Annotated in this window: 11 protein-coding genes; 7 read left to right on the forward strand and 4 right to left on the reverse strand. The window is 73.3% G+C overall.

Annotated elements, in window-relative coordinates:
- Positions 1-10 precede the first annotated feature (10 nt).
- Together ACWEEU_RS04830 and ACWEEU_RS04835 are read left to right on the forward strand one after the other, a co-directional pair.
- Complete coding sequence (locus tag ACWEEU_RS04830) at positions 11-1,753, forward strand: pyruvate dehydrogenase (protein WP_385740397.1); 1,743 nt, start codon at positions 11-13, stop codon at positions 1,751-1,753.
- Between the two features lie 305 nt (positions 1,754-2,058).
- Entirely contained in the window at positions 2,059-2,535 is a 477-nt protein-coding gene (locus ACWEEU_RS04835; protein ID WP_451728501.1) for an ATP-binding protein, read from the forward strand.
- A 78-nt stretch (positions 2,536-2,613) separates the two neighbouring features.
- Here ACWEEU_RS04835 and ACWEEU_RS04840 read toward each other — a convergent pair whose 3' ends face one another.
- Together ACWEEU_RS04840 and ACWEEU_RS04845 are read right to left on the reverse strand one after the other, a co-directional pair.
- Positions 2,614-3,654, reverse strand: a complete 1,041-nt coding sequence (locus tag ACWEEU_RS04840; RefSeq protein ID WP_385740391.1) for a DUF2637 domain-containing protein — start codon at positions 3,652-3,654, stop codon at positions 2,614-2,616.
- 222 nt (positions 3,655-3,876) lie between these two features.
- Complete coding sequence (locus tag ACWEEU_RS04845) at positions 3,877-4,722, reverse strand: (2Fe-2S)-binding protein (RefSeq protein WP_451728504.1); 846 nt, start codon at positions 4,720-4,722, stop codon at positions 3,877-3,879.
- A 200-nt stretch (positions 4,723-4,922) separates the two neighbouring features.
- Between ACWEEU_RS04845 and ACWEEU_RS04850 the strand changes: the two genes are divergently transcribed.
- Complete coding sequence (locus ACWEEU_RS04850) at positions 4,923-5,753, forward strand: GntR family transcriptional regulator (RefSeq protein ID WP_451728507.1); 831 nt, start codon at positions 4,923-4,925, stop codon at positions 5,751-5,753.
- A 73-nt stretch (positions 5,754-5,826) separates the two neighbouring features.
- Here the strand turns inward: ACWEEU_RS04850 and ACWEEU_RS04855 are convergent, their stop codons facing one another.
- Positions 5,827-6,609 carry a hypothetical protein gene (locus ACWEEU_RS04855; RefSeq protein WP_385740382.1) on the reverse strand — a complete coding sequence of 261 codons (783 nt, stop codon included), beginning with the start codon at positions 6,607-6,609 and terminating at the stop codon, positions 5,827-5,829.
- Positions 6,610-7,171: 562 nt separating this feature from the next.
- Positions 7,172-8,845, reverse strand: a complete 1,674-nt coding sequence (locus ACWEEU_RS04860; RefSeq protein ID WP_451728511.1) for a PucR family transcriptional regulator — start codon at positions 8,843-8,845, stop codon at positions 7,172-7,174.
- A gap of 297 nt (positions 8,846-9,142) precedes the next feature.
- Here ACWEEU_RS04860 and ACWEEU_RS04865 point away from each other — a divergent pair, with 297 nt between their 5' ends.
- The 4 genes from ACWEEU_RS04865 to ACWEEU_RS04880 are packed head-to-tail and all read left to right on the forward strand — an operon-like array spanning position 9,143 to position 14,194.
- Entirely contained in the window at positions 9,143-10,039 is an 897-nt protein-coding gene (locus ACWEEU_RS04865) for an FAD binding domain-containing protein (RefSeq protein WP_451728514.1), read from the forward strand.
- Positions 10,039-10,602 (forward strand): (2Fe-2S)-binding protein, encoded by a 564-nt coding sequence (locus tag ACWEEU_RS04870; RefSeq protein WP_451728517.1) that lies wholly within the window; start codon positions 10,039-10,041, stop codon positions 10,600-10,602. The genes ACWEEU_RS04865 and ACWEEU_RS04870 overlap by 1 nt, the downstream gene beginning before the upstream one ends.
- A complete protein-coding gene (pucD, locus tag ACWEEU_RS04875) occupies positions 10,603-13,014 on the forward strand; it encodes a xanthine dehydrogenase subunit D (protein ID WP_451728520.1) in 2,412 nt (803 codons plus the stop codon).
- 28 nt (positions 13,015-13,042) lie between these two features.
- Positions 13,043-14,194, forward strand: coding sequence for an XdhC family protein (locus ACWEEU_RS04880; protein WP_451728522.1), 1,152 nt, complete (start codon positions 13,043-13,045; stop codon positions 14,192-14,194).
- The last annotated feature ends 11 nt before the right edge of the window (positions 14,195-14,205 follow it).

Consider the following 14,205-nt stretch of genomic DNA (forward strand, 5'->3'; position numbering starts at 1 on the left):
GCCGACCGCCATGGCCAGACAGAACGTCGCCGAGCAGTTCGTGGACATCCTCGCCCGCGCCGGGGTGCGCCGTATGTACGGCGTCGTCGGCGACAGCCTCAACCCCGTCGTGGACGCCATCCGCCGGCACCCCGGCATCGACTGGGTCCATGTGCGCCACGAGGAGACCGCGGCGTTCGCGGCCGGGGCCGAGGCGCAGATCACCGGCAAGCTGACCGCCTGCGCGGGCTCCTGCGGACCGGGCAACCTGCACCTCATCAACGGCCTCTACGACGCGCACCGCTCCATGGCCCCGGTCCTCGCCCTCGCCTCCCACATCCCCTCCAGCGAGATCGGCCTGAGCTACTTCCAGGAGACGCATCCCGAGCGGCTGTTCCAGGAGTGCAGCCACTACAGCGAGATGATCTCCAACCCCCGGCAGATGCCCCGGCTGCTCCAGACCGCGATCCAGCACGCGATCGGGCAGAGCGGGGTCAGCGTCGTCACGCTCCCCGGCGACGTGGCCGACGAGCCCGCCCCGGACAAGTCCTTCGAGAGCGCCCTGGTCACCTCCCGCCCCGCGATCCGCCCCGGCGACGCCGAGATCGAGCAACTGGTGCGGATGATCGACCAGGCCGAGAAGGTCACCCTCTTCTGCGGCAGCGGCACGGCCGGCGCCCACGCCGAGGTGATGGACTTCGCCGGGCGCGTCAAGTCCCCGGTGGGACACGCCCTGCGCGGCAAGGAGTGGATCCAGTACGACAACCCCTACGACGTCGGCATGAGCGGTCTGCTCGGCTACGGCGCCGCCTACGAGGCCACCCACGAGTGCGACCTCCTGATCCTGCTCGGCACCGACTTCCCGTACAACGCCTTCCTGCCCGACGACGTGAAGATCGTGCAGATCGACGTGCGCCCCGAGGTCATCGGCCGCCGCTCCCGCCTCGACCTCGCCGTGTGGGGCGACGTCCGCGAGACGCTGCACGCCCTGACGCCCCGGGTGAAGGAGAAGACCAACCGCCGTTTCCTCGACCGGATGCTGAAGAAGCACGCCGACGCGCTGGAGGGCGTGGTCAAGGCGTACACCCGCAAGGTCGACAAGCACGTCCCGATCCACCCCGAGTACGTGGCCGCAGTGCTCGACGAACTCGCGGACGAGGACGCGGTGTTCACCGTCGACACCGGCATGAACAACGTGTGGGCCGCCCGGTACATCTCGCCCAACGGGCGCCGCAGGATCATTGGTTCGTTCTCGCACGGCTCGATGGCGAACGCCCTGCCCATGGCCATCGGCGCCCAGTGCGCCGACCGCGACCGCCAGGTGATCTCCATGTCCGGCGACGGCGGATTCACCATGCTGATGGGCGACTTCCTGACCCTGGTGCAACTGGACCTGCCGGTGAAGGTCGTGCTGTTCAACAACTCCTCCCTCGGCATGGTCGAGTTGGAGATGCTGGTCGCGGGCCTGCCCTCGTACGGCACCACGGACGTGAACCCCGACTTCGCCGAAGTCGCCCGCGCCTGCGGGGTGTACGGCGTGCGCGTGGAGAAGCCCAAGCACCTGGCCGGGGCGCTGAAGGACGCCTTCCGGCACAAGGGGCCGGCCCTGGTCGACGTCGTCACCGACCCCAACGCGCTGTCCATCCCGCCGAAGATCAGTGCCGAGATGGTCACCGGCTTCGCGCTGTCCGCCTCGAAGATCGTGCTGGACGGCGGTGTCGGCCGGATGGTCCAGATGGCCCGTTCCAATCTGCGGAACGTGCCCAGACTCTGATCCGTCGTCACCGAGCGTAGATTTCCGGCCACTTTCACAACACGCTCACGGAGTGTGGACCTCCGGTGCCGGACAGTCGCGCACGCGGCCACCGGGGCGCCCGGGGCGCCGTACGGCCTCTAGGGCGCCAACGGCCCCGGCGGACCGCCGTCGGCCGCACCGGCGGCGCCCCGCTCGCACATGGCCGAACAGGCGGCGGTCGGCGCCCGCCCATGACTGCGCCCGGGGCCGCTGGGCAAGCATCCCGGGGTATGCGTTCGAGGCTCGACCAGGAGGGGGAGGTCAGGCACGTGCGGGCGGGGGGCATGACCAGACGGGCACGAGGAGGCGGACCCGGGAACACCGGGGCGCCACCTGCGGACACGGGGGAAGGGACGGACCACCATACGGACGAGGGGCGACGGCTCAGCCGCAGGCTGGCCCGCGCCGACCTCGCGGCGGTGCGCGAGGCGCGCCACGACCTGCGACGGCTGCTGCGCAGCTGGGGACGGCCCGGCGGCGCGGAGACGGCCGAACTGCTCACCAGCGAACTGGTCACCAACGCACTGGTCCACACCGACGACGACGCGGTGCTGACCGCCGTGGTCTCCCCGCGCGGACTGCGCGTGGAGGTACGGGACTTCATGACCCGCAGGCCCCTGCTCCGCGCGGCCGACCCGAACGACGACACCCACGGCCGGGGGCTCGTCCTGGTGCGCTCCCTCGCGGACGCCTGGGGCGTACGGCCGCACCGGGTGGGCAAGTCGGTGTGGTTCGAACTCGCCGCCGAGGCAGGACGGTAGACCAAGCCGGTACACGGAAACGGGACAGGGCGCCCTCCGCGCGGGTGGCGCCCCGTCCCGTACCGCAGTGCGGCCGGCTCAGCCGAACTGCTGCTCCAGATCCTTCAGTTTGCGCTCCAGCGAGTCCAGGCGGGGGATGGCCATGGTGTCGTCCTCGGCGGTGAGGTCGACGGTGACCGGTTCAGTCGCCTTCCTTACGGGCTGGAGGGACGGCCGCGAGCGTCCGGGCAGTGTGTCCGGTGCCGATATGGCAGGCTCCGCGGACGTCGCCGCCGCGTCACGGTCCATCTGCACCTCGACCTGCCGGGCCGGAGTGCGCCCGACGACTCCGCTCGCGCCCCGGCTCAGCGCCTTCAACTGGGCGCGCTCCACGCGCTTCTGGTCACGGCGGCGCTGACGGGTCTCCTCCTTCTGCCGCTTGTCGTCACGGGCCTCCTCGACCGCCTCGTCCAGACTGCGGACGCCCTCCAGGAGCATCAGCGACCAGGCGCGGAAGGTCTCACGGGGTGCCCGTACCCAGCGCACGATACGAATCTGCGGCAACGGGCGGGGCACCAGGCCCTGTTCGCGCAGCGCCGCCCGCCGGGTCTGCTTCAGAGCCCGGTCGAAGAGCACGGCCGCCGAGAGCGACATGCCCGAGAAGAACTGCGGTGCGCCGTCGTGGCCCACGCCCCGGGGCGCGTGCACCCAGTTGAACCAGGCCGCCGCCGCGGCGAACATCCACACCAGGATGCGCGACCCCAGCGCGGCGTCGCCGTGACTGGCCTCGCGCACGGCGAGCACGGAGCAGAACATGGCCGCGCCGTCGAGGCCGAACGGCACCAAGTACTGCCAGCCGTCGGTCAGTCCGAGGTTCTGCTCGCCGAAGCCGACCAGTCCGTGGAAGGACAGGGCGGCCGCGACCGCCGCACAGCAGAAGAGCAGGACGTAGGAGGCCGTGCCGTACACGGCCTCCTTGCGCCTGCGGCGCTCCTCGCTGCGCTCCCACGAGTCGTCCGCGTTCGCGTTGTCCCCTGAGGCACGCCTGCCGCGCGCGAGCACCGCCACCGCCACCAGCATCCCGAGGAGCAGTACGGCGCCCGGCAGCAGCCAGTTCAGCGATATGTCGGTCAGTCGCATCAGCGGTCCCTCGCATTGGGATGGGGTGTAACGCCCGCCATAGTGGCCCATACCCGGCGTGACTCCGGGGATTTCGGGGCAAGAGACCGCCAAGGAAGTGCCCTGGGGTGACCGGAGTGCCAAATTGTTCGAACTGCCGCTTGAGGGAAGGGAGTTGAGTTCGAATAAAGACTCCTCGTACGGACGGTTCCGTGACGGGGTTCCGGTGGTAGGCGAAGACGCTCAGGCGGCCGCGGTGGTGGCGGTCAGCCGGGCGACCCGCTCGCTGTCGCAGGTGCGCGGGCAGGTGTCGCAGGTCTCCGCCGGGCGCAGCGTGTAGAACATGCAGCAGCTCACCCGGTCCCGGGTGGTCACCGGCGCCCCGCCGGGCGCGGTCAGCTCGCGGAACGCGGCCGAACCGGCGTACGGCTTCGTGGCGCCCGGCAGCAGCCGCTCCAGCTCGCGCATCGCGCGCGACTCCTCGCTCTCGCCGAGGAGCCCGGCGACGTACCAGAGTCCCTCCACGATCTCGTCGGTCGCCATGCCCCACAGCGCGCGCCCGCGGCGGCGCATCCGGGGTCCGAAGGCGCCGAGCACCGGCTCCAGATGCTCCGCGACGGCTGCGCGCACCTCGGCCCGCAGGGCCTCCTCGTCGGCCACGACGACCGCGCCGGGCTCGCCCGCCGCCGGGTCGTCCGGCAGGCAGGCGAAGGTACCCGGGCGCAGGGTCAGGTGGGAGGTGGTGCGGTGGTAGGCGACGTGCGCGGCGGGCAGGCGGGGCACGCGGCGGTGCAGGAACCACGGCAGGGTGATCATCAGGCAGAGCGGCCAGGCGTAGCGGTGCAGCCCGAAACCGGCGATGACGTCCGGGCGCCCCCGCTGCCCGTAGTCCCGCAGCACCTGCTCGTCGTCCCAGGCGAGGAAGGAGTCGAGCTGCTCGCCGCCCGCGGCGAGTCCGTCGCCGGTCACCCACCCCTCCCCGTCGGGCAGCGGCTCCGCCGGGCCGTTCAGCAGCGTCACGGTGAGGTACGGGTAGACCTCGGCGAGACGGGCGTACGCGGCGGTGAGCGGCGAGGCCGCAGCGGGCATGGCGGGACCACCGATCTCGAGTCACGGGCGCTGACGTACAGGTAAGGCTAACCTTACCCGTCCGTCGGGGAATTTGAACTGCCGCCCCGGGCGCCTAAGGTTCTTGACGGACATATGACAGACCGCCGTCGATGTCCCCCCGGTCCCAGGACCTCACCAGGACCTCAGGACCCGACCGCCGACAGCCGGAGGAGGACCCCGTGAAGCAGGGACTGCACGACCTCGCCGGAGCGGGACTGCCATGGGGTGCGGCGCGGCCCACGACACCCCGGGTCCCGCCCCAGACGGGTCCGCACCAGCCCGGACCGTCCGACTCCGGCGCGCCGGCCCGCGAACGCGCCCTGGGCGCGGCGACCGCGCGCGGCGAGCACACGCACGGCGAGACGCCGATCCGCGTGCCGCGCGCCGCCGTCCAACGGTCCTCGGTGCGCGGACAGATCCTCGACGCGTTGCGCACCGCGCTGGTCACCGGCGAACTGGAGCCGGGCGAGGTCTACTCCGCGCCGGTCCTCGGCGAACGCTTCGGCGTCTCCGCCACCCCCGTCCGGGAGGCGATGCAGCGACTCGCCCTGGAGGGCGCGGTCGAGGTCGTCCCCAACCGGGGCTTCCGCGTCGTCCGCCGGGGCGCCCGCGAACTCGCCGAACTGGCCGAGATCCGGACCCTGTTGGAGGTGCCGGTCCTGCTACGGCTCGCGCGCACCGTCCCGCCCGCCCGCTGGGCGGAACTCCGCCCGCTCGCCGAGGACACGGTCCGCGCGGCCGGCTCCGGCTGCCCCGCCGTCTACGCCGAGTCCGACCGCGCCTTCCACCGCGCGCTCCTCTCCCTCGCGGGCAACGAGCAGTTGGTCGGCATCGCCGAAGACCTCCACCGCCGCTCCCAGTGGCCCCTGGTGGGCCCCCAGTCCCGCCGAGGCCGCACGGCGCTGCTCGCGGACGCGACCGAACACCTCGCGCTCCTGGACGCGTTGGTCTCCGGCGAGGCGGAGGAAGCGGGGCGGCTGGTGGGGGAGCACTTCGGCGCGGGGCGCTGAGGGGGGCCGGCCGGGGACCACTTCGGCAGCCGGAGCCTCCAGGTGATGCCGCGGCGCCCACACGACCCCACGGCTACGCCGTTGCCGCTCCCGGCGCCGGGGGGTTCAACTGTCCGGCCAGCCAGGTCGGTACGCCGCCCAGGAGGCGGAACAGGCGGCGGGCTTCCTCGCGGAGGCGGGAGGCTTCCGGTTCGGTCTCGGTGTCGGCCAGGGAGACGAGTGCGGGGGCGGTGCCCACCAGGTAGCCCAACTCCTCGCGGATGCGGAGGGATTCGGCGAAGCCATGCCGCGCCTCGGCCAACTCGCCCTCGCGCAGGGCGAGTCCGGCGAGGTGGCGCCAGGTGAAGGACAGCAGCAGCGGGGCGGAGTGGGCGGTCGCGCCCGCGTGGGCCCGGCGGTAGGCGGCGCGGGCCGCCTGGGGGGAACTGCTCAGGTTCTCCGCGAGCAGTCCGCGCCGGAAGTCCAGCAGGGCCCGTCCGGGCGATCCCGGTGCGATCAGTGCCGCCGCCCGGCCGAGGGCGGCGCGTGCCTCGTCGGCGCGGTCCCGTACGCCGTGCAGCGTGGACGCGTAGGCGAGCTGGCCGCGCTCGCAGGCGGCCGCGCCCCGCTCGTCGTCGGTGTGCGCGCGTGCCTCGGCGGTGCGCAGGGCGTCCTCGGCCGCCTCCCAGCCCCGTTCGGTGTACAGGCAGCGCTCCACGAGCAGGGCGGCCCGTTGCAGGGCCGTGCCGGGGGTGTCCGCCGGCAGCAGCGCCGCCGCGTCCGCCCAGCAGGCCCGGGAGCGCAGCCGCCACACCGCGGTCTGGAGGGGATCGTCACCGGGGGTCGTTCCGTAACCAGACATGGCGGTGTACGCCACGTTGCCTCCTCCAGCACGCCGTCGAGCCGATGAGTGGTGGCGGCATTCCAGCACCGATCTCCGCGTGAGGCCAAGAGGATGGGTGAATGTTTTCACAAAGTTCCGGGCGCACGGGTGCGCCGGGGGCGCTCGGTCAGGCGTCCGAGGCGCGGTACCGGTACGGGGAAGCCGGGTTCGCCCGTCTCCGGCGGCGGAGGCGGCCCTCGGAGAGGCGCGCTGGTGAGGGCACGGAAACGCCCGCGTCCTGCGCCGGCGGTCCCGGGTCCACGGCGCCGGGACAGCGGGCGGCGGTCGGGGAGCGGTGTCGGGACGCAGGCGCGGCGCCGGGGCTTGGTCGGCCGGAGGCGTCCCGCGCGCGTTGCGCGGGTGTCCTGTGGCGCCCGAGGGTGGACCTGGCGTAGCCGGAGGCGCCCCGGGCGGGGGGTGTGGTCTGGCGCGGCCGGTGGTGCTCCGCGCGCCCGCACAGTGCGTTCACGCGCCCGCACAGTGCGTTCAGTGGTGCGGCCGAGGCGCCCGGACCGGCTGCGGCCGTCCCCCCAGCCGCACCCCCGGAGGGTTCGCGTCAGCTCATGCGCAGTGCCAGGAAGAAGTCCAGCTTGTCCTCCAGACGGGAGAGGTCGCGGCCGGTGAGTTGTTCGATGCGGCCGACTCGGTACCGGAGGGTGTTGACGTGGAGGTGGAGGCGGGCGGCGCAGCGGGTCCAGGAGCCGTCGGACTCCAGGAAGGCTTCCAGGGTGGGGATCAGTTCGGCTCGGTGGCGGCGGTCGTACTCCTTCAACGGGTCCAGGAGGCGGGCCGTGAAGGCGCGGCGCACGTCGTCGGGGACGAAGGGGAGCAGGAGGACGTGGGAGGCGAGTTCCTGGTGGCCGGCGGCGCAGACGCGGCCGGGGCGGGCCGCCGCGACGCCGCGGGCGTGCCGGGCCTCCTCCAGGGCGCCGCGGAGCCCTTCGGCCGAGTGCACGGCGGCGCTGACGCCGAGGGTGAGGCGGCCGTCGCCGTCGAGGCCCGCCGAGAGGGACTCCCGTACCGAACGCAGCAGGGCGTCCGCGAGCAGCCCGGTCTCGGAGCCGTCCTGCTCGGTGGAGACGGCGGGCAGCGGCACCAGCGCCACGGCCTCGTCGCCGGTGTGCGCGACCGCCACCCGGTCGGCGGCGTCCGGACCGGTGGCCAGCGGGTCGGCGAGGACCTCCTCCAGGAGCGACTGGGCGACCGGACCGCCCGCGACCGCGCCGTCCTCCCACTCGACACGGGCCACGACCACCTGCCAGTGCGGGGCCGTCCCGAGGCCGGGCAGCAGCACCGGCGCGGTGACCCGGAGCCGGGCGGCTATCTCGGCGGGCGCGGCGCCGGACTGCACCAGTTCGAGGACCTCCTGCGCGAGCCGGCGGCGCACCGTGCGGGACGCCTCGCGCCGGTCCCGCTCGACGGCGATGAGCTGGGTGACGCCCCGCAGCAGGTCGAGGCGCTCCTCGGGCCAGTCCGCCGCGTCCGCCGCCACGGCCAGCAGCCAGTCGGTGAGCACCGTCTCGCGCACGTCCGGCGCGGACCCCGGGGCGCGTCCGGAGGAGCGGACGGGGAAGAGGGAGTACGTCGTGCCGTCGACCACGACCCGGTGCGGTCCGGGCCGCCCCGCGCGGGTGGCCGCCAGATGCTCGGCGGCGAGCCGTACGAAGGTCTCCGGGGCGGGCGCCGGGCCCGCCGACTTGGGAGCCGCGATCGGGCGGCCGGTCGGCGAGAGCACCCAGGCGCGCAGGTCGAGGTCGCTGCCGAGCAGGTCGAGGACCACGTCGGGACCGCCGCCCGCCGGGCCCGAGGTCATCATCCGCCGGTGCCGGTCGACCACGGCGGCCAGGTCACCGGCCCGCTCACCGGACACCTGCCGTACGACGTGCTCGGTGATCGTCGCGAACGCCACCGACTCGTCCACCGCGAACAGCGGCAGCCGGTGCCGCGCGCAGGCCAGCACCAGGTCCTCGGGTATGTCGCGCAGCTCGGCCTCGCCCGCCGCCAGGGCCGCCACCTGGGCCTGCACCAGCAGCCTGACGAACGCCTCCGAGTCCTCGGCGTCCCGGCGCCAGGCCAGTCCCGTCAGGACCAGCTCGCCGCCGGAGAGGTAGCGGCTCGGGTCGCGCAGGTCGGTCGTCATGACCCCGCGCACCGTGCGGTCCAGCTCGTCCTCGCCGCCGAGCAGCCGCAGGCCCAGCGCGTCGGTGTCCAGCAGTGCGCGCAGCCGCATCTCGTCGCCGCCATTCCTTGTCTCGAAACACATGGTCCGTGCCGCCGGACCGTCCCCGTCTCTCCCGGGGGAGACGTCTCCCACAGAGGGGGAAACGTTTCCGGGGGGAAACGGAGAGATTGCCGATGACCTCCGTTCATACGAATCTACAAGATGCCTGCCCTGGCCAGCCAACTCCTTCATGGTTTCCGTGACTGACCCGGGCCCCGCCGCCGGCGGTGTACTGAGAGCACGCCGTGTCAAAAACACTCGAATGAATCGGCTTTGCCGACGAAGAGACGAGGAAGAGAACCGGTCATGGACTTCCTTCGCCCCGCAAGCTGGGAGGAGGCGCTCGCCGCCAAGGCCGAGCACCCCAGCGCCGTGCCGATCGCGGGCGGCACCGACGTGATGGTGGAGATCAACTTCGACCATCGCCGACCGGAGCACCTCCTCGACCTCAACCGCGTCGGAGATCTGTACGAGTGGGAGACCGGCCGGGACACCGTACGGCTGGGCGCGAGCGTCCCCTACGCGGCGATCATGCGCGACCTGCGCGCCGAGCTGCCCGGACTCGCGCTCGCCTCGCACACCGTCGCCTCCCCGCAGATCCGCAACCGGGGCGGAGTCGGCGGCAACCTCGGCACCGCCTCCCCGGCCGGGGACGCCCACCCCGCCCTGCTCGCCGCCGGGGCCGAGGTCGAAGCCGAGTCGGCCGCCCGGGGCACCCGCATGATCCCCATCGACGCCTTCTACACCGGCGTCAAGCGCAACGCCCTCCAGCCCGACGAACTGATCCGCGCGGTGCACATCAAGAAGGCCGAAGGTCCCCAGCAGTACGCCAAGGTCGGCACCCGCAACGCCATGGTCATCGCCGTCTGCGCCTTCGGCCTCGCCCTGCACCCCGAGACCCGTACCGTGCGCACCGGCATCGGCTCCGCCGCCCCCACACCCGTACGGGCCACCGCCGCCGAGGAGTTCGTGAACGCGGCGCTGGAGGAAGGCCGGCACTGGGACACCGGCAAGCCGCTTCCCCCCTCTCTCCTCCAGCGGTTCGCGGACCTGTGCGCGGGCGCCTGCAACCCGATCGACGATGTTCGGGGCACCGCCCGGTACCGCCGCCACGCGGTCGGCGTCCTCGCCCGCCGCACGCTCACCTGGACCTGGGAGTCCTACCGCGGCGGCCGCCGCGCCACCGAAGAGGGAGCCGCCTGATGCGCGTCAGCTTCACCGTCAACGGACGCCCCCAGCAGGCCGACGACGTCTGGGAGGGCGAGTCCCTGCTCTACGTCCTGCGCGAGCGGCTCGGCCTGCCCGGCTCCAAGAACGCCTGCGAACAGGGCGAGTGCGGCTCCTGCACGGTCCGCCTCGACGGCGTCCCGGTCTGCTCCTGCCTGGTCGCGGCGGGCCAGGCCGAGGGACGCGAGGTGGTCACCGTCGAGGGACTCGCGGACCACGCCCGGCAGCGCGCGGACGGCACCTCCGGCACGGGTACGTCAGCGGGTACGCCCCTGGAGGAGGCCCGGCACTGGCAGCCCGGCACCGGCGGCGAACTCGCGCCGATCCAGCAGGCGTTCATCGACTCGGGCGCCGTGCAGTGCGGCTTCTGCACCCCCGGACTCCTCGTCGCCGCCGACGAGCTGCTGGAGCAGAACCCCGAACCGTCCGACGCCGACATCCGCGAGGCCCTCTCGGGCAACCTGTGCCGCTGCACCGGCTACGAGAAGATCATGGACGCGGTCCGCCTCGCCGCCGCCCGCCAGACCGAGGGGGCGTAGATGACACCGCGCGAACTGCCCACCACCACACGCCCGTCGGGCGCCCCCACGAAGATCACCCAGGGCGCGGGCGCCCGGGGCGGCATCGGCGAGTCCACGCTCCGCCCGGACGGAACCCTCAAGGTCACCGGCGAGTTCGCCTACTCCTCCGACCTCTGGCACGAGGACATGCTCTGGGGCCAGATCCTGCGCTCCACCGTCGCCCACGCCGAGATCGTCTCCATCGACACCGCCGAGGCCCTGGCCCTGCCCGGCGTCCACGCCGTCCTCACCTACGACGACCTGCCCGCCGGGCCGCGCCACTACGGCCTGGAGATCCAGGACACCCCCGTCCTCGCCCACGGCAAGGTCCGCCACCACGGCGAGCCCGTCGCCGTCGTCGCCGCCGACCACCCCGAGACCGCCCGCCGCGCCGCCGCCAAGATTCGCGTGGAATACCGGGAGTTGCCCGTCGTCACCGACTACGCCTCGGCAACGGCCCCCGACGCGCCCCTCGTTCACGAGCACCGCGACGACCACCACCATTCCTACGTCCCGCACCCCAACATCGTCCACCGCCAGCCGATCGTGCGCGGGAACGCCCGACTCGCGGCGGAGCGCGCCGACGTGACCGTCACCGGCGAATACACCTTCGGGATGCAGGACCAGGCGTTCCTCGGCCCCGAGTCCGGGCTCGCCGTCCCCGAGGAGGACGGCGGCGTCCACCTCTACATCGCCACCCAGTGGCTCCACTCCGACCTGCGCCAGATCGCCCCCGTCCTCGGCCTGCCCGAGGACAAGGTGCGGATGACCCTGGCGGGCGTCGGCGGCGCGTTCGGCGGGCGCGAGGACCTGTCGATGCAGATCCACGCCTGCCTTCTCGCCCTGCGCACCGGACGCCCGGTGAAGATCGTCTACAACCGGTTCGAGTCCTTCTTCGGCCACGTCCACCGCCACCCCGCCAAACTGACCTACGAGCACGGGGCGACCCGCGACGGCAGGCTCACCCACGTCAAGGCGCGCATCGTCCTCGACGGCGGCGCCTACGCCTCCTCCTCCCCGGCCGTCGTCGGCAACGCCGCCTCCCTCGGCGTCGGGCCGTACCAGGTGGCCGACGTGGACGTGGAGGCCCTCGCCCTCTACACCAACAACCCGCCCTGCGGCGCCATGCGCGGCTTCGGCGCGGTCCAGGCGTGCTTCGCCTACGAGGCGCAGATGGACAAGCTGGCCAAGGCGCTCGGCATGGACCCCGTGGAACTGCGCCGGCGCAACGCCATGGAGCAGGGCAGCGTGATGCCGACCGGGCAGATCGTCGACTCGCCGGCACCGGTCGCCGAACTCCTGCGCCGCGTCAAGGCGTTGCCCCTGCCGCCCGAGCGTCAGTGGGAGTCCAGCGAGGGCGCCGACGTACGCCAGTTGCCCGGCGGTCTGTCCAACACCACGCACGGCGAAGGCGTCGTACGCGGGGTCGGCTACGCGGTCGGCATCAAGAACGTCGGTTTCTCCGAGGGGTTCGACGACTACTCCACCGCCAAGGTCCGCATGGAGGTCGCCGGGGGCGTGCCCGTCGCCACCGTGCACACCGCGATGGCGGAGGTCGGCCAGGGCGGCGTCACCGTGCACGCGCAGATCGCCCGCACCGAGCTGGGCGTGGGCCAGGTGACCATCAAACCCGCGGACACCCGCGTGGGCAGCGCCGGTTCGACCTCCGCCTCCCGCCAGACGTACGTCACCGGAGGCGCCGTACGGCACGCCTGCGGGCTGGTGCGCGAGAAGGTCCTCGCCATCGGCCGCCGCAAGTACGGCAGTCACCACCCCGCCTGGGCCACCGCCGAACTCCTCCTGGAGGACGGCAAGGTGGTCACCGACGGCGGTGAGGTGCTGGCCGCACTGGCCGACGTGCTGGAGGGCGAGAGCGTCGAGGTCGAGGCGGAGTGGCGGCACCGGCCCACCCAGCCCTTCGACCGGAACACCGGCCAGGGCGACGGACACGTCCAGTACTCCTTCGCCGCGCACCGCGCCGTCGTCGAGGTCGACACCGAACTCGGCCTGGTCAAGGTGATCGAGCTGGCCTGCGCCCAGGACGTCGGCAAGGCGCTCAACCCGCTCTCGGTCACCGGCCAGATCCAGGGCGGCACCGTCCAGGGCCTCGGCATCGCCGTGATGGAGGAGATCCAGGTCGACCCGGTCACCGCGAAGGTCCGCAACCCCTCCTTCACCGACTACCTCATCCCGACCATCCTCGACACCCCCAGCATCCCCGTCGACGTCCTCGAACTCGCCGACAGCAACGCCCCCTACGGGCTGCGCGGAGTGGGGGAGGCGCCGACCCTGTCGTCGACTCCCGCCGTGCTGGCCGCGATCCGTGACGCGACCGGGCTCGACCTCACCCGTGTCCCGGTACGGCCCGAGCATCTGACGGGGACGGCATGAGACCGGCGCGCGGTCAGGAGGCCGACTGATGCTGGACATCGCCGAGGAACTGGACCGGTGGATCACCGAGGGCCGCGACTTCGCCGTGGCCACCGTGGTGGGCGTCGGCGGGAGCGCCCCCCGGCCGCCGGGCGCCGCCCTCGCGGTGGACGGCGAGGGCAGCGTCGTCGGCTCGGTCTCCGGCGGCTGCGTCGAGGGCGAGGTGTACGAACTGTGCCGCCAGGCCCTCGCGGACGGCGAGACCGTGCTCGGACACTTCGGGTACGACGACGCGGACGCCTTCGCCGCCGGACTGACCTGCGGCGGCACCCTCGACATCCTGGTGACCCCGGTCCGCGCCGACAGCCCCGGCAGGACCGTGTTCGCCGCCGCGCTGGCCGCCGCCGCCCGGGGACGTGCGGCGGGGCTCGCCCGCATCGTCTCGGGGCCGGACCGACTGCTGGGCCGCGCCCTGTGCGTACGCCCCGACGGCGCCCCGCTCGGGGGTTTCGGCGCCCACCCCGAACTGGACCGCACCGTGGCCGCCGAGGCCGCCGCCTTCCTGGACGCGGGCCGCACCGGCACCGTGGAGACCGGCGAGCGGGGTGCGCGCTGCGGAGCCCCGGTGACCGTCCTGGTGGAGACCTCGGTGCCGCCGCCCCGGATGATCGTCTTCGGCGCCGTCGACTTCGCGGCCGCGCTGGTCCGGGTCGGCGCCTTCCTCGGCTACCACGTCACCGTGTGCGACGCCCGTCCCGTCTTCACCACCCGGGCCCGCTTCCCCGAGGCCGACGAGATCGTGGTCGACTGGCCGCACCGCTATCTGGAGCGCACCGCGACCGACTCCCGCACCGTGCTCTGCGTCCTCACGCACGACCCCAGGTTCGACGTGCCCCTGCTGCGCCGCGCCCTGCGCCTGCCGGTCGCCTACGTCGGCGCCATGGGTTCCCGGCGGACGCACCTGGACCGCCTGGAGCTGCTGCGCGAGGCCGGGGTCACCGCACGGGAACTGGCCCGCCTGCACTCCCCGATCGGCCTCGACCTCGGCGCCCGCACCCCCGAGGAGACCGCCCTGTCCATCGGCGCCGAGATCGTCGCCGGACGGCGCGGCGGCACCGGCGTACCGCTCACCGGGGCGCACACCCCGATCCACCACGACGTGCCGGACCGAGCCGCCCCGCGCACGGGGTCGCCGGTCTGAGCCGCCGTGCC

It is taken from the genome of Streptomyces sp. NPDC005004 (assembly GCF_053600675.1).

Excerpts from the sequence above, each read along its gene's own strand:
- ACWEEU_RS04830 (WP_385740397.1), top strand. The coding sequence starts at position 11 with ATGGCCAGACAGAACGTCGCCGAGCAGTTCGTGGACATCCTCGCCCGC.
- ACWEEU_RS04835 (WP_451728501.1), top strand. The coding sequence starts at position 2,059 with ATGACCAGACGGGCACGAGGAGGCGGACCCGGGAACACCGGGGCGCCA.
- ACWEEU_RS04840 (WP_385740391.1), bottom strand. The coding sequence starts at position 3,654 with ATGCGACTGACCGACATATCGCTGAACTGGCTGCTGCCGGGCGCCGTA.
- ACWEEU_RS04845 (WP_451728504.1), bottom strand. The coding sequence starts at position 4,722 with ATGCCCGCTGCGGCCTCGCCGCTCACCGCCGCGTACGCCCGTCTCGCC.
- ACWEEU_RS04860 (WP_451728511.1), bottom strand. The coding sequence starts at position 8,845 with ATGCGGCTGCGCGCACTGCTGGACACCGACGCGCTGGGCCTGCGGCTG.
- ACWEEU_RS04865 (WP_451728514.1), top strand. The coding sequence starts at position 9,143 with ATGGACTTCCTTCGCCCCGCAAGCTGGGAGGAGGCGCTCGCCGCCAAG.
- ACWEEU_RS04870 (WP_451728517.1), top strand. The coding sequence starts at position 10,039 with ATGCGCGTCAGCTTCACCGTCAACGGACGCCCCCAGCAGGCCGACGAC.
- pucD (WP_451728520.1), top strand. The coding sequence starts at position 10,603 with ATGACACCGCGCGAACTGCCCACCACCACACGCCCGTCGGGCGCCCCC.
- ACWEEU_RS04880 (WP_451728522.1), top strand. The coding sequence starts at position 13,043 with ATGCTGGACATCGCCGAGGAACTGGACCGGTGGATCACCGAGGGCCGC.